Raw genomic sequence first — 18,117 nt, 5'->3', positions numbered from 1 at the left:
TCCGACGCGGTTGCCGGTGATGGCGCCGTCCTCCAGGAGGCGCATCACGGTGGTGCCCAGGAGGATCTTCTCGCCCTGGCCGGGGCGGACCACGGACACGGCCGGATCGGCTCCGGCGGGCCTGGTGGGTGCGTGCTCAGTCATGTCCCGATTCCAGCGCCGGGGCCCCGGGCCCGTCCAATACCGCCTGGAGGGTCCCGATACCGGCTGGGTATCGTCGCCGGTCATGGAGCTGAGAACGCTGCGTCATTCCGTCGCCGGTCGAGCGGGCGCGGACGGCGGTCATGAGCGGCGCCCGCGCCCCCTTCGTCTTCCCCGCGCCGTTCCCGGCTCCGTTCCTGGTTCTCCTCCTGCCGGTCCCTCAGCTCCTCCGGCGGCCTGCCGGCCACGAGCCGGCTCGCCTCGGGGTGCACGGGGTCCGGGCCGGGGTGGGCGCGGGTCTGCTCCTCGCGTCCGATACCGGGGGCCTGCCGCTTCCTCTCCATGCCGCCGGCCTGATCCGCACCGTGCCGTGTGCCGCCGTCCATGATCGTGACTCCCTTCCTCGACCGGTGGCGTCTACCCACAACGGGCGGGGCCACGTCCGCGACCCGGCCGCCCCTCGCCTGAACAGGATGAAGATGGCCAAAAGGGCTGATAGGAGTGGCCGCGGCTGGGTAGGCCGTGGGGGTGAGTGGACCGAAGCGGCGATACGGAGGAGCGAAGGATGCCGAACGAGCGAGCGGGGCAGCGGGCGCGGGCGGAGGACCTCGTCGACGTGTCCCGGCTGGTGACGGCGTACTACGCCCTGCACCCGGACCCCGCCGACCCGGCCCAGCGCGTGAGCTTCGGCACTTCGGGGCACCGCGGGTCGTCCCTCGCCACCGCGTTCAACGAGGTCCACATCGCCGCCACCAGCCAGGCCATCTGCGAGTACCGGGCCCTGCAGGGCGTGGGCGGGCCGCTGTTCCTCGGGGCCGACACGCACGCGCTGTCCGAACCCGCCCGGGTGACGGCGCTCGAGGTGTTCGCCGCCAACGACGTGGACGTCCTCGTCGACACGGCGGACGGCTACACCCCGACGCCCGCCGTCTCCCACGCCATCCTCACCCACAACCGCGGCCGCACCGCCGCCCTGGCCGACGGGGTGGTCGTCACCCCCTCGCACAACCCGCCCGCCGACGGGGGGTTCAAGTACAACCCGCCCCACGGCGGCCCCGCCGGTTCGGACGCCACCGGCTGGATCCAGGACCGGGCCAACGAGATCATCGCCGGCGGATCGAAGGAGGTCCGGAGACTGCCGTACGCGCGGGCCCTGGCGGCCCCGACGACCGGACGGTACGACTTCCTCGGGGCGTACGTCGGTGACCTGCCCTCCGTGCTCGACCTGGAGGCCGTCCGCGCGGCCGGCGTGCGCATCGGAGCCGACCCGCTCGGCGGCGCGTCGGTGGCCTACTGGGGGCGCATCGCCGAGGAGCACCGCCTCGACCTGACCGTCGTCAATCCGGAGACCGACCCCACCTGGCGGTTCATGACCCTGGACTGGGACGGGAAGATCCGCATGGACTGCTCCTCCCCGTACGCCATGGCCTCGCTGATCGAGGACCGGGACCGGTTCGACGTCACGACCGGGAACGACGCCGACGCCGACCGGCACGGCATCGTGACCCCGGACGGCGGGCTGATGAACCCCAACCACTACCTCGCCACCGCCATCGACTACCTCTGCCGCCACCGCGCCGGATGGCCGGTCTCCGCGGGCATCGGCAAGACCCTGGTGTCCTCGGGGATGATCGACCGGGTGGCCGCCGACCTGGGCCGGGAACTGGTGGAGGTCCCGGTCGGCTTCAAGTGGTTCGTCGACGGCCTGGCCGGCGGCACGATCGGCTTCGGCGGCGAGGAGTCCGCGGGAGCCTCCTTCCTGCGGCGCGACGGCTCCGTGTGGACCACCGACAAGGACGGCATCCTCCTCGCCCTGCTCGCCTCCGAGATCCTCGCGGTCACCGGGCAGAGCCCCTCCGAGCGGTACGCCGCACTCACCGCCCGGTTCGGCGCCCCGTCCTACGCCCGGATCGACGCACCGGCCACGCGGGAGGAGAAGGCCGTCCTCGGCCGGCTGTCCCCGGAGCAGGTCACCGCGGACACCCTGGCCGGGGACCCGGTGACCGGCGTGCTCACCAGCGCGCCGGGCAACGGGGCGGCGTTCGGCGGGATCAAGGTGACCACCGATCACGCCTGGTTCGCGGCCCGCCCCTCGGGCACCGAGGACGTCTACAAGATCTACGCGGAATCATTCAGGGGCTCCGCGCACCTGGCCGAAGTCCAGGAAGCGGCGCGTTCGGTGGTCTCCGCCGCCCTGTCCTCCTGAACGGGGGCGGAAGGGGGACGACGCGGGGGTTGCGGGGCCGCCCTCGGGGTAAGGGCGGCCTCGGGTGTCCGAGGAGGGGGTTGCCGTGTCCGATGAAACAGAGGCCCTGGTCGAGGCGGAGCTCGAGCCGCACGAGCCGGCCCCGGGCGAGGCAGAGGCCCGCAGCCGGGTGCGGAGCGAGGCCACGGGCATGACCCACCATCAGGCGGTGGCGGCGCTGGAGCGCGTCCGGGCCGGCGTCGGCGTCGTGGCCGACGCGGAGCCGCCCCTGCGGGCGGCGCTGGCGGAGTGGTACCGGATCGCCGAACTCCTCGCCGGCCACGGCGGCCCGTACAGCTGCGAGACCGACCCCTACGCCCAGGGGCAGCTGACCGCACGCCACCGGTCCGGCCCGGCTGGGTACTGACACCCCTTGGCCTCCTCCCCGACGCCGGCGGCGTGACGGCGGCCCGGTCACGGGCCCGGATCAGCCTGACGCGGGACGCCGGCCGGCGTCCCGCGTCAGGCGAAGCGGCCGCTGCGCACCGGGCCCGAGGAACGGATGCGGTCGCGCGGGCCGTCCGCCCACAGGCCGGCCGCGCGGGCCGCGAACGCGGCCAGTGCGGCGTCCGGGTCGTCCGGGGTCTGCCCGTCGCCCTCCGGCGGGGCGGGGTCCGCCGCCAGGATCGCCTCGGCCAGTTCCTCGGCCGACCGGCCGTCGGGCTCCGTCCGCTCCGGCCGGCCGTCCTCGGAGAGCCGCAGGCCGGGCTCCCAGGGGGCGGTCACGCTCTGGACCAGCAAGGTGCAGACGTCCGCCGACGCGCCGGGCGTCTCGGTCCAGCAGGTGGCGTGCTCGAAGAGGAGCTCGCCCGGCGCCCGTTCGGTCAGCGCGTGCACCGTGTCGGGGTCGCAGGCGCTCAGGTCGTACGCCACCACCAGCACGTCCGGGGTGCCCGGCCGGTAGGGGTGGGCCGGGACGCCGAGCAGCCGGGACGCCGCCAGGCCGAGCGCCCGGCTGCCGCGGTCCGGCAGCAGGCCGACGGAGGCGGGCTCGCGGCCGGTGGCGGCCAGGACCGCGCGCAGGCGCTCCAGGCCGTGGCGGCAGGAGTCCAGGTCGTCCTGGAGGAAGGCCCAGCGGCCGGTCATGCCCTGGTCGAAGCCGTGCGGGGAGAGGGTGAGGAGCAGCCCGCCGGTCAGGGCGTAGTGCCAGCCGCGCAGGTCCTGGTCACCGGCCGGCGGCAGGGCCGCGGCGCGCTCGAGCATCCGGCCGACGCGTCGGCCCGGGGCGACCCAGACGCCCTCGGGCTCGGACAGCCGGTCGAAGACCTGTCGGGCCGTGTCGGTCCGGCCGGCCATCAGGGCGTTGTAGACCGTCAGGTAGCGGTCCGGCCAGTCCTCCATGAGGGAGTCGTGTTCGTGCAGGAGTGCCAGGGCGTCGGCGTGCCGCTCGAGCCGCTCCAACGCGGTCACCAGTTCGAGGAGCACCCGCCGGGGCGCGAGGCGCGTCCGGGTGCGCGGCTTGGCCATGCGGCGGAAGAAGCCGGTGCGCTCGGGCTCGGGCGGGGACGCCAGGCTCAGGCGCAGTGCCTCCCGCAGCGCGGGAACGGCCAGCGCGGGGATCCCGCGCTCGACACAGGCGTAGCCGAACCTGTACAGGCTCTCGGCCTCCACGGGGCGCGCCGCCAGGTCCGCCGAGGCCTCGGCCAGGTCCGTGAACCCGGCCCCTTCGGCCAACCTGGCCACCAGCGGGGCGACCTCGGCGGACGCGACCCCGTCGGCGGCGAGCCGCAGGGTCCGCATGGCCCCTTCGGGGTCGCCGGATTCGAGGAGTTCCCGGGCCTTGGACAGTTCGGTGCTCATGTGTCTCCGGTGTCGGGGGCGTGATCCCCTGGATGATCACCGGCGCCCGGTCATCCGGGCAACTCGATTTGCCCGCAGCCCCCGACCGGCTCCCCGGCCCGGCCAGGGTCCCCTTCATCCGAAGTCGTCAGTTCTTCTTGAGGTCCTGGGCGAGCATCACGAGGATGCCGCTGGGGCCGCGGACGTACGTGAGTTTGTAGGTGTCCTCGTAGGTCGCCACCCCGCGGAGCGGGTGGCAGCCGTGGCGGGCCGCGGTCGCCAGGGCTTCGTCGATGTCGTCGACCGAGAAGGCGATGCGGTGCATGCCGATGTCGTGGGGGCGGGCGGGCCGGGTCTCGATCGCTTCGGGGTGGATGTACTCGAAGAGTTCGAGGCGGCCTTGGCCGTCCGGGGTCTGGAGCACGGCGATCTTGGCGTGGTTGCCGTCGAGGCCGACGGCGGTGTCCGTCCACTCCCCGCTGACGGTGCCGCGGCCGAGGACCGTCAGGCCGAGGTCGGTGAAGAACGAGATCGCCGCTTCCAGGTCGCGGACGGCGATGCCGACGTTCTCCAGTTTGATGGGCATGCGGCGCATGCTAGCGAGCCGGCGCCCCGTTCGCCGTCAGGCCGGTGGCCGCCAGGACGAAGGCGTGGCCCGCCGGGTCGGCGTAGCGGCGGTGGGTCGTCCTGCTGGCGGGGTCGGCCGCGGTCGTCTCCGCCGCCAGCGGGCGGGCTCCCAGGGCCACGGCTTCGCGTTCCGCCTCGTCGAGCGCGTCCGGCGTCACGAGTATGCGCAGGTGCGGCTGTTCGGGCCCGTCGGGGAGCGGCCAGCTGGGCGGTACGCGGTCGGGGTCCCGGCGGATGCCGAGCAGGGCGCCCGAGGGCCCGGCCACGAGGAGGAGGTCGGGATCGCCCTCGGCCGGGGCGGTCCGGGCGCCCAGCAGGGAGGCGTAGAAGCCGGCCAGGGCTTCGGGCTCGGCACAGTCCAGTACGAGCACGCTGGTCTTGGGTACGGTCATGGACCTCGTGTGCCCTGCCCGGCCGTACGTACACGCGGCTCCGCGGTGTCCGCCGGGGAGCCGTCGCCGTGTGGGGCGGGGTCAGGGCCGTCGGTCGCGGGGGGCGGTGCGGCGCTGGACGTCGGTGTTCGGGGTGAGGGCGTCGCCGGCCTCGCCGTCGTGGCTGCCGGGCATGACCGCGTCCTCGGCCTCCTCCCGGGCCCTGCGGTCGCCGCTCTCCCCCACGGCCTTGGAGGGAGGGGTGCTCTGGGGGTGCTTGTCGTGCTTCTCGTGCTTGTCGTGCTCGTTCACGGTCTGCTCCTCGTGCCGGGTCAGAAGGGGCCGCCGAACGGGGTGCCCGGGAGGTAGTAGGCGGCCAGTTCGTCGTGGTAGTCGGGGTTGTCGAGATGCTTCTCACGGTGGAACTCAGGGGCGTTCTTGATCTGCTCCTTGGTCCGGTTCACGTGGATCCTCTCCTCGTCCACGTCGATGCGCGCGATGGTGCCGGCCGGCAGGAGGACCTCCTTGCCGAAGATCCACACACCGGTGTCGACCACGATCCAGGCGGAGCCGGCCTCGTCCGAGTGCTTGTCGACCTTGCCGATGGCGCCGTCGACGGCTTCGACCTTGAAGCCGCGGAGGTCGATGCCCTGCTGCCGGGCGGTCGTCTCGTCGTAGTTCCAGACGTTCTCGGTCATGGCGGTTGTTCCTTCCGATGGGACGGCCGGGTGGGTCGTCTGCTTGCTCTCCCCTCCCGGGTGCCCCGTGCGGCGGGTCTCACACGGGCCCGGTGTCCGGGACGCTGAGGGCGGCCAGGACGCGGTCCGGGGTCAGGGGCAGCTCGCGCAGGCGCCGGCCGGTCGCCCGGCTCACGGCGTTGCCGATGGCGGCCGCGGCGCCGACGATGCCGATCTCCCCGATGCCCTTGCCGCCCATCGGGTTGAGGTGCTTGTCGTGTTCGTCGATCCAGTGGGCCTCGACGGCGGGGACGTCGGCGTTCACCGGCACGTGGTAGGCGGCCAGGTCGCGCTCCGCGAAGTCGCCGAACGCCGGGTCGAGGCCGCTGTGTTCGGTCAGTGCCATGCCCAGTCCCATCACCATCCCCCCGATGAACTGGGAGCGGGCCGTGCGCGGGTTGAGGATGCGGCCGGCGGCGAAGACGCCCAGCAGGCGGCGGACGCGTACCTCTCCGGTGACCGTGTCGGCCTGGACCTCGGCGAAGTGCGCCCCGAACGCGTGGCGGGCGTACGGGGGCTTCTGCTTGGCCGACTGGGTGGTGTCGGCGGACGCGGAGAGCCCCGCGTCGGGCAGGGGGCCGTGGTGCCGGGCCAGCCGGTCGGTCAGGGCGGTGCACGCGTCGTGCACCGCCCAGCCCCAGGACGCCGTACCGGCCGAGCCGCCGGCGACGGGGGTGGGGGGCAGTGCGCTGTTGCCGAGGGACAGCGTGACGGCGTCGAGCGGGACGCCCAGGGCGTCGGCGGCGATCTGGGAGAGGACCGTGCGGGCGCCGGTGCCGATGTCGGTGGCGTTGACCTCGACGAGGTAGCTCCCGTCGGGGCGGGCGTGGGCCCGGGCGCCGGCCGGGGCGATGTAGACGGGGTAGGTGGCGGCGGCCACGCCGCTCCCGATGAGGAGCGGCCCCTCCCGCAGCGGCGGCCGGTGTCCGGTCCACCCGAAGCGGGTCGCGCCCTCGCGCAGGCACTCCACGAGGTGGCGGCTGCTGAAGGGACGGCCGCTGTCGGGCTCGGTGGCCGGGTCGTTGCGGACGCGCAGCTCGACGGGGTCCATGCCGAGGGCGTCGGCCAGCTCGTCCATGGCCGATTCCAGGGCGTACATGCCGGGGGTCTCGCCGGGGGCCCTCATCCAGGAGGGGGTGGGCACGTCGAGCGCGGCGACGCGGTGGGTGGTGCGGCTGTCGCGGACCGCGTACATCACACGGCCGGGTACGGCGGCCTGCTCGACGAACTCCCGCACCCGCGAGGTGTGTGTGAGGACCTCGTGGGTGAGGGAGGTGAGCGTTCCGTCGGGTCGGGCGCCGAGCCGGACGCGGTGCAGGGTGGGGGCGCGGTGGCCGACGCAGGCGGCCAGGTGCTGCCGGGGCAGGGCCACGGTGACGGGGCGTCCGCAGCGCCGGGTGGCCATGACGGCGAGGACGACGTGCGGGCGCGGGGTGCTCTTGGAGCCGAATCCGCCGCCCACGTGCTCGGCCAGGACGGTGACCCGGTCCTCCGGCAGCCGGAACAGCCCGGCCAGGACCGTGCGCACCACCGTGGTGCCCTGGCAGGAGTCGTACACGGTGAGGTGGCCGCGGCCGGCGTCCCAGTCGGCGGTGGCGGCGTGCGGTTCCATCGCGTGGTTGTGCAGGGGCGGTACCGAGTAGCGGACGTCGACACGTACCGGGGCGGCGGCGAACGCCGCGTCGGGGTCGCCGTGTTCGCGGTGGGCGGGGTAGCCGCCGTTGACCTCCTCGGGGGTGTAGAGGCCGGGGTGTCCCTCGCGCAGGGTGACGTCGTGGGGCTCCGCCTCGTAGCCCACGCGTACCGCTTCGGCCGCGGCCCGGGCCCCTTCCAGGGTGTCGGCGACGGCGAGCGCCACGTACCAGCCGCGGTGCGGTACCCGCGTGTCCTGGAGGAGTTGGAGCGTGGGGTCGTCGGAGGGGCCCAGGCGCGGTGCGTCGTAGGGGGTCAGGACGGCGAGCACTCCGGGCAGGGCCAGGGCGGCGGTGGTGTCGACGGCGGTGACCCGGCCGTGGGCGATCGTCGCGGGCACCGGCCAGCCGTAGGCCCTTCGGGGCGGGTTCTGTTCGGCGGCGTAGCGGGCGGTGCCGGTCACCTTGTCGCGGGCTTCGAGGCGCGGGACGGGGGTGCCGAGGGAGGCCTGCGCGGCGGTGTCGAGGGTGGCGGTGGTGGGGCTCATGGGGTTCCTGTCCTGGTCGGTGGCGCCGCTCACGGGGTGGCGGGGGCACCGGGGCGGGTACCGGCGAGGGTGGCGATGGCGGCGCAGGCGAGGTTGCGGGCGAGGAGGATCTTGTACGCGTTGTCGCGCAGGGGCTGCGCCCGGTCGAGTTCCGCGTCGACGGCCGCGCGGACGGTGTCGGGGTGCGGCGCGGCTCCGGTCAGCCGCGCCTCGGTCTCGGTGGCCCGCCAGGGCCGGGGGGCGAGGCCGCCGAAGGCGAGGGCGCACCGGCGTACCCGGCCGTCCTCGGGGTCGAGGTCGAGGACGACGGCGACCGACGCGAGGGCGAAGGCGTACGAGGCGCGGTCCCGGGCCTTGCGGTGGAGCGACCGGGCGCCGGGGACCGGGGCGGGCAGGCGCACCCCGGTGATGATCTCTCCGGGGCGGATCACGGTGTCCTGTTCGGGGTGGTCGGCGGGCAGCCGGTGGAAATGCGCGGCCTCCACGGTGCGGGAGCTGTCCGGTCCGCCGTACAGCTCGACTTCGGCGTCCAGCGCGGCGAGGGCCACGGCCATGTCGGAGGGGTGGGTGGCGATGCAGTGTTCGGACTGTCCGAGGACGGCGTGGTCGCGGTGGATTCCTTCGCGGGCCGCGCAGCCGCTGCCGGGTTCGCGTTTGTTGCACGGCTTGGAGGGGTCCTGGAAGTAGCCGCAGCGGGTGCGCTGGAGCAGGTTGCCGCCGGTGGTGGCGACGTTGCGCAGCTGGCCGGAGGCGCCGGCGAGCAGGGCCCGGGCGAGCAGCGGGTAGCGGGCGCGTACCCGTGGGTCGGCGGCCAGGTCGCTGTTGCGGACGGTGGCCCCGATGTGCAGGCCCCCGTCGGGGAGTTCGGTGATCCCGTCGAGGGGGAGGCGGGAGATGTCGATGAGGGCGGTGGGGGTCTCGACACCGAGTTTCATCAGGTCCACGAGGTTGGTGCCGCCGGCGAGGTAGCGGGAGCCGGGGTGGGCGGCGTAGGCGTCGGCGGCCTCCCGGAGGCTGGTGGCGCGCACGTAGGCGAAGGGCTTCATACGGCCGCCTCCACGGCGGTGCCGGTGGCCGCGGGGTCCGTGCCGGCGTCGGCCACGGCGCGGACGATCGCGGGGTAGGCGCCGCAGCGGCACAGGTTCCCGCTGAGCCGTTCCCTGATCTCCTCGGCGGTCAGTACGGCGGGGCCGGCCTGGGCGGCGTCGGCGGTGACGTGGGAGGGGTGCCCGGCGGCGGCTTCGCGGAGGGCGCCCACGGCGGAGCAGAGCTGGCCGGGGGTGCAGTAGCCGCACTGGAAGGCGTCGTGTTCGACGAAGGCGCGCTGGAGCGGGTGGAGGGCGCCGTCGGGCGCGGCGAGGCCTTCGACGGTGGTGATCCCGCAGCCGTCGAGGGTGACGGCGAGCAGCAGGCAGCTATTGGCGCGCCGGCCGTCCACGAGGACGGTGCAGGCGCCGCACTGCCCGTGGTCGCACCCCTTCTTGGAGCCGGTCAGGTCCAGGTGCTCGCGCAGGGCGTCGAGGAGCGTGACCCGGTGGTCCAGGTCGAGGTCGCGGCGGGCTCCGTTGACGCGCAGGCTCACGCGGGAGCGGTGGTCACCGGCGGCCGCGTGGTCCGGCGTGCCGTGCGCGGGCCCAGGGGCGGGCGGGTCGGTTGCGTGGGCCACGGCGAACTCCCTTGTCGTCCGTTCGGGGAGGAGGATCCGTCCCGCGCTGCCCAGCCTGGCCCCTCGTACGCGCAGGGGCGCCGCACGCCCCCGGCGGCCGCCCCGTGCCTCCCCCGTACGGCCGACGCGGGGCCGGCGGAACGGACCCGGGGCGGGCCGGGGTCAGGCCGGGGCGGTCCAGGCGGTCGTCAGCCCGTCGAGCCACGCCGGCGGCAGCTCCGCGGCGTCCCACTCCTCCCGCAGCGCCTGCGGGGAGGCGAGGAGCCGTTCCAGTACGGCGATGCTCGTCGCGGAGTGGAGCAGCGAGTAGCGGCCGTGCAGGGCGGTGGTGCTGTCCGGCCCGAACGCCGCGAACAGGCGCTCGAGCCGGCCGCGGTGGAGCGTGGCGAACTCCGTCAGCCGTCCCGCGTAGCCGGCCCGCTGACGGGGGCTCATCGTCCCGAGGACGGCGACGAGCACCTCTTCGGTCACCTCCGGGTCCAGTTCCGAAGCCGCGGTGAACGAGAGGTAGAGGGGGGTGAGCGCGACCTTGGCCCGCTCCACCTCCATGCGCCGGGCCCGGGGGTGCCCGCCGGGCCCGCCCTGGTCCCCTTCGGGTCCGGTGACCCCGGCCAGCGTCCGCTCGGCCACGGCGCCGAGCTCCTCCAGCAGGGCCTCGGCGCCGTCGAGCCAGCCCGACCGGTACTCCTCGCCCTTGTCCCCCGGGGCGCTCCGGCCGGCGGCGCCGAGCTCGGCGTGGGCGAGGGCCAGGACGCCCGCCTCGACGAGCCCGATCAGCTGGCGCGCGTCGCCGGAGGGGACCCCGGTGCGCGCGAGGAGTTGCAGCAGCGTCGTCCTCGCGTTGTCGACACTGACCTCGTCCGGCCACTGCCGTCCGTCGTGGGCCGCGCTCATCCGCTCCTCCTCATCGCCGTAGTGCAGTCTGTACAAAGAGATCGTTCCCTGCAACGACGGACCGGCGGGCCCCTGAGACAGAAGAGCCGGCCGAACGCGGTCGGAGGCCGGGGGACAGCGCGGCGGCGGGCGGCGCGTTCGGGCGGCCGGTGCCGGGGGCGGGGCCGCGGGGCGTACCGTCCTGGGGTGCCTCGCCTCATGCGCGACATGCTGGGCGAGGGCGGTGGCCGGCTGTCGGCCTCCCCCTGCGGCGGCGTTCGGCGGGGCGGGTGACCGTGCGGATGTGACATGCTGCGGGGATTCCGGCGGGGTGGCCGCCGGCGGCGGAAGGGACATCCGTGACCCGCAGCGCGCTCCTCGTCGGGGCCACCGGACTGGTCGGCGGACAACTGCTGGCGCGGCTGCTGCGCGACCCGCGCTACGACCGTGTCACCGTGCTGGCCCGCCGCCCGCTCGGGCTCGAACACCCGCGGCTGGACGCCCGGGTGGTGGACTTCGCCGGGCTCAAGGGCGACGGACTGCCGGGCGTGACCGACGTGTACGGCGCCCTGGGCACCACCATCCGGCAGGCCGGCTCGCAGGAGGCCTTCCGCGAGGTGGACCAGCACCACACCGTGCGGGTGGCCGCGCTGGCCCGGGACGCGGGCGCCGAGCGGATCGCCGTCGTCTCCTCGGTCGGTGCCGGATCCGGCTCCCGGGCCTTCTACCTGCGGGTCAAGGGGGACATGGAGGCGGAGGTGACGGCGCTGGGCTACCGGCAGACCGCGTTCTTCCGGCCCTCCTTCATCCTCGGCCGGCGCCCCTCGCACCGCCCGGGCGAGGGGCTCGGCAGCTCCGCCGCGACCGTGCTGGCCCCGCTGCTGGCCGGGCCCGCCCGCCCCTACCGGCCGGTGCCCGCGGGGCGGCTGGCCGCGGCGATGATCGCCGCACTGGCCGAGGACCGGCCCGGGGTGCGGGTCCTCACCCACGACGACTTCCTGGCCCTGGCCCCCCGGCCGGCCGCGGACGTCCGGGCGTAACCGGGGCCCGCCGACGCTCGTTGGGGAGGCCGGTGGCCGGGAGGGGCCCGGCCGGGGCGAGCGGAGGCGGTGCGCCGTGCGGGCTGGCGGACTGGTCGATCTGACCGGCAGGTCGTGTCTGGTCACGGGTGCGGCGAGCGGCATCGGACGGGCCACCGCGGCCCTCTTCGCCCGGCTCGGCGCCCGGGTGACCGCCGCCGACCTGGACACCGGCGGGCTGACCGCGCTGCGCCGCGACTGCGCCGACCGGGGCGACGCGTACGAGGTGACCGTGGTGACCGGGGACGTCTCGCGCCCCGAGGACGCCGAACGGATGACCGGGGCCGCGGTGGCGGCGGGCGGCGGGCTGGACGTGCTGGTCGCCAACGCCGGGATCCTGCCGCTGTCGGACCTGCTCGAGACCAGTGCCGAGGACTGGGACCGGGTGATGGCCGTCGACGGCCGCGGGATGTTCCTCTCCTGCAAGTACGCCATCGCGCAGATGGCCCGTCAGGAGGGCGGCGGGACCGTCGTGTGCGTCTCCTCGATCTCGGGTGTGGCCGGGCAGGCCCGCCAAGCCGCCTACGGGCCCGCCAAGTTCGTCGCCTCCGGGCTCACCAAGCACCTCGCGGTGGAGTGGGCCGGGCGCCGCGTCCGGGTGAACGCGGTGGCCCCGGGCACCATCCGCACCGAACGGGTCCGGCGTCTCGCCGACGAGCCCGGCGGCCCCGAGTACCTCGACCGCGTCACGGGCCTCCACCCGCTCGGCCGCCTCGGCGAGCCCGAGGAAGTGGCCCGTGCCATCGCCTTCCTCGCCTCCGACGCCGCCTCCTTCATCACCGGCGCGGTCGTCCCCGTCGACGGCGGGTACCTGGCCCAGTAGCCGCCCGGCGTCAGGTGCGGTGGTAGCGGTCCAGCTCCGCGAAGGCGGTGTTGGCGGCGGCGACCACGGCGAAGACGACGGCGGCCCGGGTGCGGCCGAGGGAGTGGAGGGCGAGTGCGGCGGAGCCGAAGAACAGGGCCTTCACGACGAGTACGGACACGAGCGGGACGGTGAAGGTCGCCTTGGGGGCGGCGAACAGGCCCCAGACGGTGGCCGCGAGTGCGGGGGCACCCACGGCGAGCAGGATCCGCAGCAGGGTGTTCTGGCCGGTCGACCATCCCCACCAGGCCAGCAGGGCCAGCCCGGCCAACTCCATGAGGAAGGCGAGGCCTTCGTTGACGATGTGGAACGGCGTGGGAAGCATCGGTGCATTAGATCAGGCCGGATGTGGTCATGAACAGGCCAAGTGCGGATCCTCCGGTCCGAGGGCCCCGTCGCTCCTCGGGGACCCGCATGAGTGCCCCCGGCCGGGGCAGATGCCTGGCGTACAGGAGGCACGTCATCATGACCAGCAAGGAACGCACCGGTCGGAACGAGGACTCCCGCAAGCCGGAACCGTACGTCGTCCGCGTGAGCGGAGAGATGGACCACGACCACGCGGAGCAGCTCAGCGCGCTGCTGACGGCGGCCGTGGACGAGACGCCGGAGGGCGCGGACATCATCGTGGACCTGCGCAATTCGTCGTTCTGCGACTCCTCGGGGCTGAGCGTGCTCCTGGCGGCCCGGCAGCAGGCCCAGGAGGCAAGGCACCAGCTCGTCCTCGCCGCCCCCAGCCATCAGCTGGTCAGGGTGCTGGAGCTGACGGAATCGGCCGACCTGTTCACCCTCGCCCCCATCGCGGGCTGAAACACCCGTGCGGGGGCGCTCTGCGGGGATCGGCCTTCAGCCGGCGAAGACGGTCACGAACGCCTCGCAGAAGGCGTCCAGGTCATCCGGTTTGCGGCTGGTGACCAGGGGGGACGACCCCGCGCGGCAGACGTGGACCTCCTCGTCCACCCAGGTGCCGCCCGCGTTGCGGATGTCGGTGGCCAGACTGGGCCACGAGGTCAGCGTCCTGCCCCGGACCACATCGGCCTCCACCAGCAGCCACGGCGCGTGGCAGATGGCGGCCACGGGCCTGCCCGCCTCGAAGAAGCCGCGCGTGAAGTCCACGGCGGTCCCGTTCATCCGCAGGGCGTCGGGGTTCGCCACTCCCCCGGGCAGCACGAGGGCGTCGAAGCTCTCGTCCGTGCGGCCGGTGAGGACGCGGTCGACCGGGTAGGTGCCGGCCTTGTCCAGGTGACGCATCGCCTGGACCTCCCCCGCCTCCGTGGAGACCAGTCGCGGGGTCCAGCCGGCCCCGAGGACCGCCTTCCAGGGACGGGTCAGTTCGACCTCCTCGACGCCCTCGGGCGCCGTCAGGAACGCGATGCGCACCGGACTCACATCCTTTCGCCGTGTTCTTCGCCTTCGTGATTTTCGTGGTCTTCGTGGCCTTCGTGGCCTTCGTGGTGTTCGTGGTGTTCGTGGTCTTCCTCGCGGGTCTCGCGCACCTGCTCCTCGCGGCCGATGCCGGGCTCCTGGCGCTTGTGTTCCATGCCGTTCATGGCGGCGGCTCCTCGGGTCGGGGGCGGGGGGTGAGGTGGTAGACGGCGTACGCCCGGTCGATGACGGGCATGGCCACGTTGCGGACCCGGACCCCGCCGGCCGTGATGCCGTGCTCGGTGCCCAGGTGGGCGTGTCCGTGGACGGCGAGGTCGGCGCCGACCTCGTCGATGGCCTCGGCGAGGAGGTAGCTGCCGAGGAACGGGTGGATCTCGGGGGGCTCGCCTGCCAGGGTGTCGGGCACCGGCGAGTAGTGGGTGAGGGCGATCCTCAGGCCGGTGCCCGCCTGCGCCAGGTCCCCGAGCGCGCGGCGGAGCCCGTCGGCGCAGGTACGGGAGTGCCGCATGAACGCCTTCATCTCGGGTTCCCCGAAGTCGCTGCCGCAGCGGCCCGCGTACCCGCCGCCGAAGCCCTTGGCGCCCGCCACCCCCACGGTGGTGCCGTCGAGGTCGAGGACGACAGCCTGCCCCTCCAGGACGGTGACTCCGGCCGCGGCCAGGACGGCCGTGACCTCCTGCGGCCGGTCGGCGTGGTGGTCGTGGTTGCCGAGGACGGCGACCACGGGGACGGGCAGGCCGGCGACCTCCCCGGCGACGACGGCGGCCTCCTGCGGGGTGCCGTGGCGGGTGAGGTCTCCGGCGAGGAGGAGCAGGTCGGCGTGGTCCCCCAGGGTCTCGAAGGCGGGCCGGAGGGTCCCCTCGGCGCCCGGTGCGAGGTGGATGTCCCCCACGGCCGCCACGCGGATCACCGCAGGTCCTCCTCACGGTCGGGCGGGCGGGCGCTGACCACGGTCAGGTCGTGGCGCCACTCCAGCGGGTCGAGGACCTGCCCGGCGATCCGCAGGATCCGCTCACGGCAGTCCGGGCTGGAGACCGGCCCCCAGACGAGGACCGTAGGCCCGCGCAGCTCCACGCGGACCCCGAGCTCGGCGACGTCCTCGTGCGCGAGCCGGTCGCGCAGGTGCTGGGCCCGGTACTCGGGCTGCGTGGGGTCATGCGTACTCATGGCGGACCTGCTCCCGGAGGCCGGTGGCGGCCCTCATGACGCCCACCGCGCCCGGCCCGGCACACCGTGGCGCGCCGGTCGTCCGTGACCGCGGGCCCGGGCGGATGCCGTGGCCGGGGTGGTGAAGGCGCGCCGGGCCGCCTCCGTCCGCAGGGCCTCCAGTACGGACTCCTGCCGCGCCGCACGGGCCAGGAGCCGGTCGAGGTCCGCCGGGTCCAGGCGGGGGTCGGTGAGCGCGAGGACCCTGAGCGAGCGCCACAGGGATGCCTTGCCCTCCACCCCGAGGCGCATGGTCTCCAGCTCGAGGACGTCGCTGAGGGGGGAGCGACTGGCCAGCCGGCCGTTGGGCTTCAGCCGGCCCGCCTTCTCCGCCACCCGGCCGGCGGCGACCCTGGGCCAGCGTACGGGCACGTCGAGGGCGGTCATGAAGGCGCGCAGGCTCGACCGGTCCTCGGTGATCTCCTCGGCGAGAGCGGCCAGGGTGGGGCCCGCGGGTCCGTCCCGGTGGGCGCGAACCATGCGGCGGATCAGGGAGACACCGCTGCCGGCGCCCGCGAGGTGGTCGTTGAGGTAGATCTCCATCAGGCGCTGCGGATCCGGAGGGGAAGCGGTATGGGACCGGGCTCGCGGGCCGGTGGGGTGGGCGTTCATGGCAGGTCCGATCCGTGGGAGGCCGTGGGGAGGCCGTCGTGGGAGGCCGTCGGGGGCCGCCGGGCGTGCGAAGGGCGGCCGGGACCGCTGCGGTGACCGGCACCGTGCGGGCCGTGTCCTGCGGGCTCGGGGCTCGGTTGGCGCGTGCCCGCAGCCGTCCGGGACAAACCCCGCCGGGGACGGAGGCCCGTCCGGGCCGGTCACGGCCGCGGCCGGAGCCGCCGCCGGCGGGTGAAGGCCGGAGGCCGACGGCACGGCGGGGCGGGGGCGGACCGGGCCGTGCGAGGGTGCCGGGGCCGTGCCGGCCCCCTCCGTGGGGACTGTCCGGTGCTCGAACGCAGGCGGCTCACCGAGGTCCCGGGTCCCGGGCCGGGGGCCGCGGAGCGGGGCGCGCGCGGCGCCGAGGGATCCGGACGCGTGCCCGGTGGCCCCGCAGGCGACGGTACGGCCTGCCGCTGACGGTCGTGCCCGCGCTCGCCCGGCAGGAGCTGCCCCGGGCGGGCCGGATCGGAGGCGTCGAGGCGTACGGGAGGCAGGCGATCGTGCGCATGACCGGCGACAGCCTGTTCCTGTCGCTGTTCCCCGCCGGCCGGCGGGTCGTGCGGGCCGCACGCCCCCGCCGGTTCAGGGGGGCGTGAGCCGGTGCGGTTCCTGTCCGTCTGCCTGCGTCAGCGGGGCTCCCCCGAGTCCAAGCCGGTGGGTGCCGCGCACACCGCCAACGGGGTCGAAGGCCGGGGCGGGCGGCCCGCGACCGGGTTGCCCGCCCAGGCGGTGCCCGCGGGGAGGGTCTCGCCGCGCATCACCAGGGAGGCGGGGCCCACGGAGGTGTGCGCCCCGACGGTGCTGCCGGGGAGGACGATGGTGTGCGGTCCGAGCGAGGCCCCCGCGTCGAGGCGGACGGTGTCCATGCGCATGATGCGGTCGTGGAACAGGTGGGTCTGGAGCACGCAGCCCCGGTTCACCGTGGCCCCGTCCCCCAAGGTGACCAGATCGGTCTCCGGCAGCCAGTGCGTGTCGCACCACACGCCGCGCCCGATCCGCGCCCCGAGGGTGCGCAGCCACCAGTTGGGGCAGCCACCAGTTGAGCACCGGTGTGCCGGTGAAGGGGCCGGCCAGCCAGGGGACGGCGAGGGATTCGACGAAGGTGTCGTACAGCTCGTTGCGCCAGACGAACGGACTCCACAGCGGGTGTTCGGCCACCCGGAACCGGCCGACCAGCAGCCATTTGGCGGCGGTCGTGGTCAGCGCGGCGGCCGTCCCGGCGGCCGGCAGCAGGAGTACGGCGGCGGCCGCCGCCCAGAGCGGCCCGCCGGCCCGCAGGGCCTCCTGCTCCCCGAGGAGCACGCCCTCGGCCAGCAGCAGTCCGCAGATCAGCGGCACCAGCCGGCACAGTTCGACGGCGGCCCGGGCCACGACCAGCCGCCGGGGCGGGGTGAAGGTGCGGCTCGGGTCGACGGCCGGGGCGGTGCGCGGCAGTTCGAGTGCGGGACGCCCCAGCCAGGAGGTGCCGGGTGCGGGGTCGGCCGGGGCGTCCGAGAGGACGCCGACCAGCGCGCCGTCGGGCACGTGCCGGCCGGGGCCCACGATGCCCGAGTTGCCGACGAAGGCCCGGCGCCCGATCCGCGCCGGGCCGAGGTGCATCCGCCCGTCGCGTAGTTCGTAGGGGGCGGCGAGGGTGTCGTCGGCGAGGAAGGCCCCGTCGTCGACCCGCAGCAGCGACGGCAGCGGGAGCACCGTGGAGATCTCGGTGTTCCGGCCGACCCGGGCACCCAGCAGGCGCAGCCACAGCGGGGTGGCGAGGCTCGCGTACAGCGGGAACAGGCCGGTCCGGCAGCCGTCGAGGAGCCGGTGGACCAGCCACACCCGCCAGGCCACGCCCCCGTCGGCCGGGTGGCTGCCGGAGGTGATCCGCCGGCCCAGGACGCGGACCACCAGGGCGACCAGGCCCATCCAGCAGAGGACGGCCACGGGGACGGAGGCGGGGGCGGCGAGCACCAGCCGCCAGGCGACCTCGCCGAGCGTGGTGCGGTCCTTGACGAGGTGGTAGGTGGCGACGAGCACGGGCAGCGACGCGAGGACCGGCAGCAGCGGCAGGAGGAGCAGGGAGAGGGCGTAGGCGGCCCGCCGGCGGCGGTGTCCGCGCGGCCGGTCCGGCCGGGCCGCCGTGCGGAGGACGTCCCGGCCGGCCGGGGCCTCGGGCCGGGTCCGGGGTCGGGCCGGGGAGCCGTGCCAGCTCTCGCCGGGCGGGATCCGCCCGTCCAGGCAGGCTCCGGCGGCGAGTTCGGCGCCCTCGCCGAGCTCCGCCCCGGGCATCACCACCGCACGGTGGCCGACCCGTGCGCCCGCCCCGATCCGGA

General features: G+C 75.1%; 21 protein-coding genes and 1 pseudogene. 6 read left to right on the top strand and 16 right to left on the bottom strand.

All coding sequences use genetic code 11. The annotated features are described in order from the left end of the window. The first annotated feature begins 706 nt into the window (after nt 1–706). Both pgm and VR44_RS11880 read left to right on the top strand, forming a co-directional pair. Nucleotides 707–2,347 (top strand): phosphoglucomutase (alpha-D-glucose-1,6-bisphosphate-dependent), encoded by a 1,641-nt coding sequence (gene pgm / locus VR44_RS11885; protein WP_045947412.1) that lies wholly within the window; start codon nt 707–709, stop codon nt 2,345–2,347. 85 nt (nt 2,348–2,432) lie between these two features. Further along, a complete protein-coding gene (locus tag VR44_RS11880) occupies nt 2,433–2,753 on the top strand; it encodes a hypothetical protein (RefSeq protein WP_045947411.1) in 321 nt (106 codons plus the stop codon). A 95-nt stretch (nt 2,754–2,848) separates the two neighbouring features. Here the strand turns inward: VR44_RS11880 and VR44_RS11875 are convergent, their stop codons facing one another. The 9 genes from VR44_RS11875 to VR44_RS11835 all read right to left on the bottom strand — a co-directional run bounded on the left by VR44_RS11875 (nt 2,849) and on the right by VR44_RS11835 (nt 10,639). Continuing rightward, on the bottom strand, nt 2,849–4,186 hold the full coding sequence (locus VR44_RS11875) for a hypothetical protein (RefSeq protein ID WP_045947410.1): 1,338 nt from the start codon (nt 4,184–4,186) through the stop codon (nt 2,849–2,851). 127 nt (nt 4,187–4,313) lie between these two features. Beyond that, on the bottom strand, nt 4,314–4,751 hold the full coding sequence (locus tag VR44_RS11870) for a VOC family protein (RefSeq protein WP_045947414.1): 438 nt from the start codon (nt 4,749–4,751) through the stop codon (nt 4,314–4,316). 10 nt (nt 4,752–4,761) lie between these two features. Then, nucleotides 4,762–5,184, bottom strand: a complete 423-nt coding sequence (locus VR44_RS11865; protein ID WP_045947409.1) for a VOC family protein — start codon at nt 5,182–5,184, stop codon at nt 4,762–4,764. Between the two features lie 81 nt (nt 5,185–5,265). Further along, entirely contained in the window at nt 5,266–5,475 is a 210-nt protein-coding gene (locus VR44_RS11860) for a hypothetical protein (RefSeq protein WP_045947408.1), read from the bottom strand. 20 nt (nt 5,476–5,495) lie between these two features. Then, on the bottom strand, nt 5,496–5,861 hold the full coding sequence (locus tag VR44_RS11855; protein WP_045947407.1) for a PRC-barrel domain-containing protein: 366 nt from the start codon (nt 5,859–5,861) through the stop codon (nt 5,496–5,498). 79 nt (nt 5,862–5,940) lie between these two features. Further along, a complete protein-coding gene (locus VR44_RS11850) occupies nt 5,941–8,079 on the bottom strand; it encodes a xanthine dehydrogenase family protein molybdopterin-binding subunit (protein WP_045947406.1) in 2,139 nt (712 codons plus the stop codon). 29 nt (nt 8,080–8,108) lie between these two features. Continuing rightward, nucleotides 8,109–9,125 (bottom strand): FAD binding domain-containing protein, encoded by a 1,017-nt coding sequence (locus VR44_RS11845; RefSeq protein WP_045947405.1) that lies wholly within the window; start codon nt 9,123–9,125, stop codon nt 8,109–8,111. Continuing rightward, entirely contained in the window at nt 9,122–9,745 is a 624-nt protein-coding gene (locus VR44_RS11840; protein WP_094191571.1) for a 2Fe-2S iron-sulfur cluster-binding protein, read from the bottom strand. The genes VR44_RS11845 and VR44_RS11840 overlap by 4 nt, the downstream gene beginning before the upstream one ends. Before the next feature lie 162 nt (nt 9,746–9,907). Beyond that, a complete protein-coding gene (locus tag VR44_RS11835; RefSeq protein ID WP_045947404.1) occupies nt 9,908–10,639 on the bottom strand; it encodes a hypothetical protein in 732 nt (243 codons plus the stop codon). A gap of 338 nt (nt 10,640–10,977) precedes the next feature. On the opposite strand from VR44_RS11835, the gene VR44_RS11830 reads away from it, so the two are divergent. Together VR44_RS11830 and VR44_RS11825 are read left to right on the top strand one after the other, a co-directional pair. Beyond that, nucleotides 10,978–11,658 (top strand): NAD(P)H-binding protein, encoded by a 681-nt coding sequence (locus VR44_RS11830; RefSeq protein ID WP_045947403.1) that lies wholly within the window; start codon nt 10,978–10,980, stop codon nt 11,656–11,658. A gap of 76 nt (nt 11,659–11,734) precedes the next feature. Continuing rightward, complete coding sequence (locus VR44_RS11825) at nt 11,735–12,520, top strand: SDR family NAD(P)-dependent oxidoreductase (RefSeq protein ID WP_045947402.1); 786 nt, start codon at nt 11,735–11,737, stop codon at nt 12,518–12,520. Between the two features lie 10 nt (nt 12,521–12,530). On the opposite strand, the gene VR44_RS11820 is transcribed toward VR44_RS11825, so the two are convergent. Beyond that, nucleotides 12,531–12,884, bottom strand: a complete 354-nt coding sequence (locus tag VR44_RS11820) for a YrdB family protein (RefSeq protein ID WP_045947401.1) — start codon at nt 12,882–12,884, stop codon at nt 12,531–12,533. Between the two features lie 140 nt (nt 12,885–13,024). Here VR44_RS11820 and VR44_RS11815 point away from each other — a divergent pair, with 140 nt between their 5' ends. Then, nucleotides 13,025–13,366 carry an STAS domain-containing protein gene (locus VR44_RS11815; protein ID WP_045947400.1) on the top strand — a complete coding sequence of 114 codons (342 nt, stop codon included), beginning with the start codon at nt 13,025–13,027 and terminating at the stop codon, nt 13,364–13,366. Between the two features lie 36 nt (nt 13,367–13,402). On the opposite strand, the gene VR44_RS11810 is transcribed toward VR44_RS11815, so the two are convergent. Genes VR44_RS11810 through VR44_RS11790 form a run of 5 tightly spaced genes read right to left on the bottom strand, consistent with a single transcriptional unit; the run spans nt 13,403 to nt 15,691 of the window. After that, complete coding sequence (locus VR44_RS11810) at nt 13,403–13,936, bottom strand: type 1 glutamine amidotransferase domain-containing protein (RefSeq protein WP_045947399.1); 534 nt, start codon at nt 13,934–13,936, stop codon at nt 13,403–13,405. 5 nt (nt 13,937–13,941) lie between these two features. Then, on the bottom strand, nt 13,942–14,106 hold the full coding sequence (locus tag VR44_RS44950; RefSeq protein ID WP_157880280.1) for a hypothetical protein: 165 nt from the start codon (nt 14,104–14,106) through the stop codon (nt 13,942–13,944). After that, the gene (locus VR44_RS11800) at nt 14,103–14,852 is read right to left on the bottom strand and encodes a metallophosphoesterase family protein (RefSeq protein ID WP_045947397.1); all 750 of its coding nucleotides are present in this window, start codon (nt 14,850–14,852) and stop codon (nt 14,103–14,105) included. Before VR44_RS11800 ends, VR44_RS44950 begins: the two co-directional genes overlap by 4 nt. After that, the gene (locus VR44_RS11795) at nt 14,849–15,109 is read right to left on the bottom strand and encodes a BON domain-containing protein (RefSeq protein WP_045947396.1); all 261 of its coding nucleotides are present in this window, start codon (nt 15,107–15,109) and stop codon (nt 14,849–14,851) included. Before VR44_RS11795 ends, VR44_RS11800 begins: the two co-directional genes overlap by 4 nt. Before the next feature lie 33 nt (nt 15,110–15,142). Next, on the bottom strand, nt 15,143–15,691 hold the full coding sequence (locus VR44_RS11790) for a hypothetical protein (RefSeq protein ID WP_245691710.1): 549 nt from the start codon (nt 15,689–15,691) through the stop codon (nt 15,143–15,145). Between the two features lie 533 nt (nt 15,692–16,224). Here VR44_RS11790 and VR44_RS44945 point away from each other — a divergent pair. After that, on the top strand, nt 16,225–16,398 hold the full coding sequence (locus VR44_RS44945) for a hypothetical protein (RefSeq protein ID WP_157880279.1): 174 nt from the start codon (nt 16,225–16,227) through the stop codon (nt 16,396–16,398). Here the strand turns inward: VR44_RS44945 and VR44_RS11785 are convergent. After that, a pseudogene (locus VR44_RS11785) lies at nt 16,385–18,117 on the bottom strand (hypothetical protein); the annotation flags it as partial. The gene VR44_RS44945 and the pseudogene VR44_RS11785 overlap by 14 nt on opposite strands.

The organism is Streptomyces katrae (assembly GCF_000966975.1).
In the GTDB taxonomy this organism is placed as follows: Bacteria; Actinomycetota; Actinomycetes; order Streptomycetales; family Streptomycetaceae; genus Streptomyces; species Streptomyces katrae.
Note: the sequence above shows the minus strand (reverse complement) of the source record. Positions and strands in the feature narration are given on the sequence as shown.

Bases quoted from the DNA above. Each gene is read 5' to 3' on its own strand.
- pgm (WP_045947412.1), top strand. From the start codon at position 707: ATGCCGAACGAGCGAGCGGGGCAGCGGGCGCGGGCGGAGGACCTCGTC.
- VR44_RS11875 (WP_045947410.1), bottom strand. From the start codon at position 4,186: ATGAGCACCGAACTGTCCAAGGCCCGGGAACTCCTCGAATCCGGCGAC.
- VR44_RS11870 (WP_045947414.1), bottom strand. From the start codon at position 4,751: ATGCCCATCAAACTGGAGAACGTCGGCATCGCCGTCCGCGACCTGGAA.
- VR44_RS11865 (WP_045947409.1), bottom strand. From the start codon at position 5,184: ATGACCGTACCCAAGACCAGCGTGCTCGTACTGGACTGTGCCGAGCCC.
- VR44_RS11855 (WP_045947407.1), bottom strand. From the start codon at position 5,861: ATGACCGAGAACGTCTGGAACTACGACGAGACGACCGCCCGGCAGCAG.
- VR44_RS11850 (WP_045947406.1), bottom strand. From the start codon at position 8,079: ATGAGCCCCACCACCGCCACCCTCGACACCGCCGCGCAGGCCTCCCTC.
- VR44_RS11845 (WP_045947405.1), bottom strand. From the start codon at position 9,125: ATGAAGCCCTTCGCCTACGTGCGCGCCACCAGCCTCCGGGAGGCCGCC.
- VR44_RS11835 (WP_045947404.1), bottom strand. From the start codon at position 10,639: ATGAGCGCGGCCCACGACGGACGGCAGTGGCCGGACGAGGTCAGTGTC.
- VR44_RS11820 (WP_045947401.1), bottom strand. From the start codon at position 12,884: ATGCTTCCCACGCCGTTCCACATCGTCAACGAAGGCCTCGCCTTCCTC.
- VR44_RS11815 (WP_045947400.1), top strand. From the start codon at position 13,025: ATGACCAGCAAGGAACGCACCGGTCGGAACGAGGACTCCCGCAAGCCG.
- VR44_RS44950 (WP_157880280.1), bottom strand. From the start codon at position 14,106: ATGAACGGCATGGAACACAAGCGCCAGGAGCCCGGCATCGGCCGCGAG.
- VR44_RS11795 (WP_045947396.1), bottom strand. From the start codon at position 15,109: ATGAGTACGCATGACCCCACGCAGCCCGAGTACCGGGCCCAGCACCTG.
- VR44_RS11790 (WP_245691710.1), bottom strand. From the start codon at position 15,691: ATGGAGATCTACCTCAACGACCACCTCGCGGGCGCCGGCAGCGGTGTC.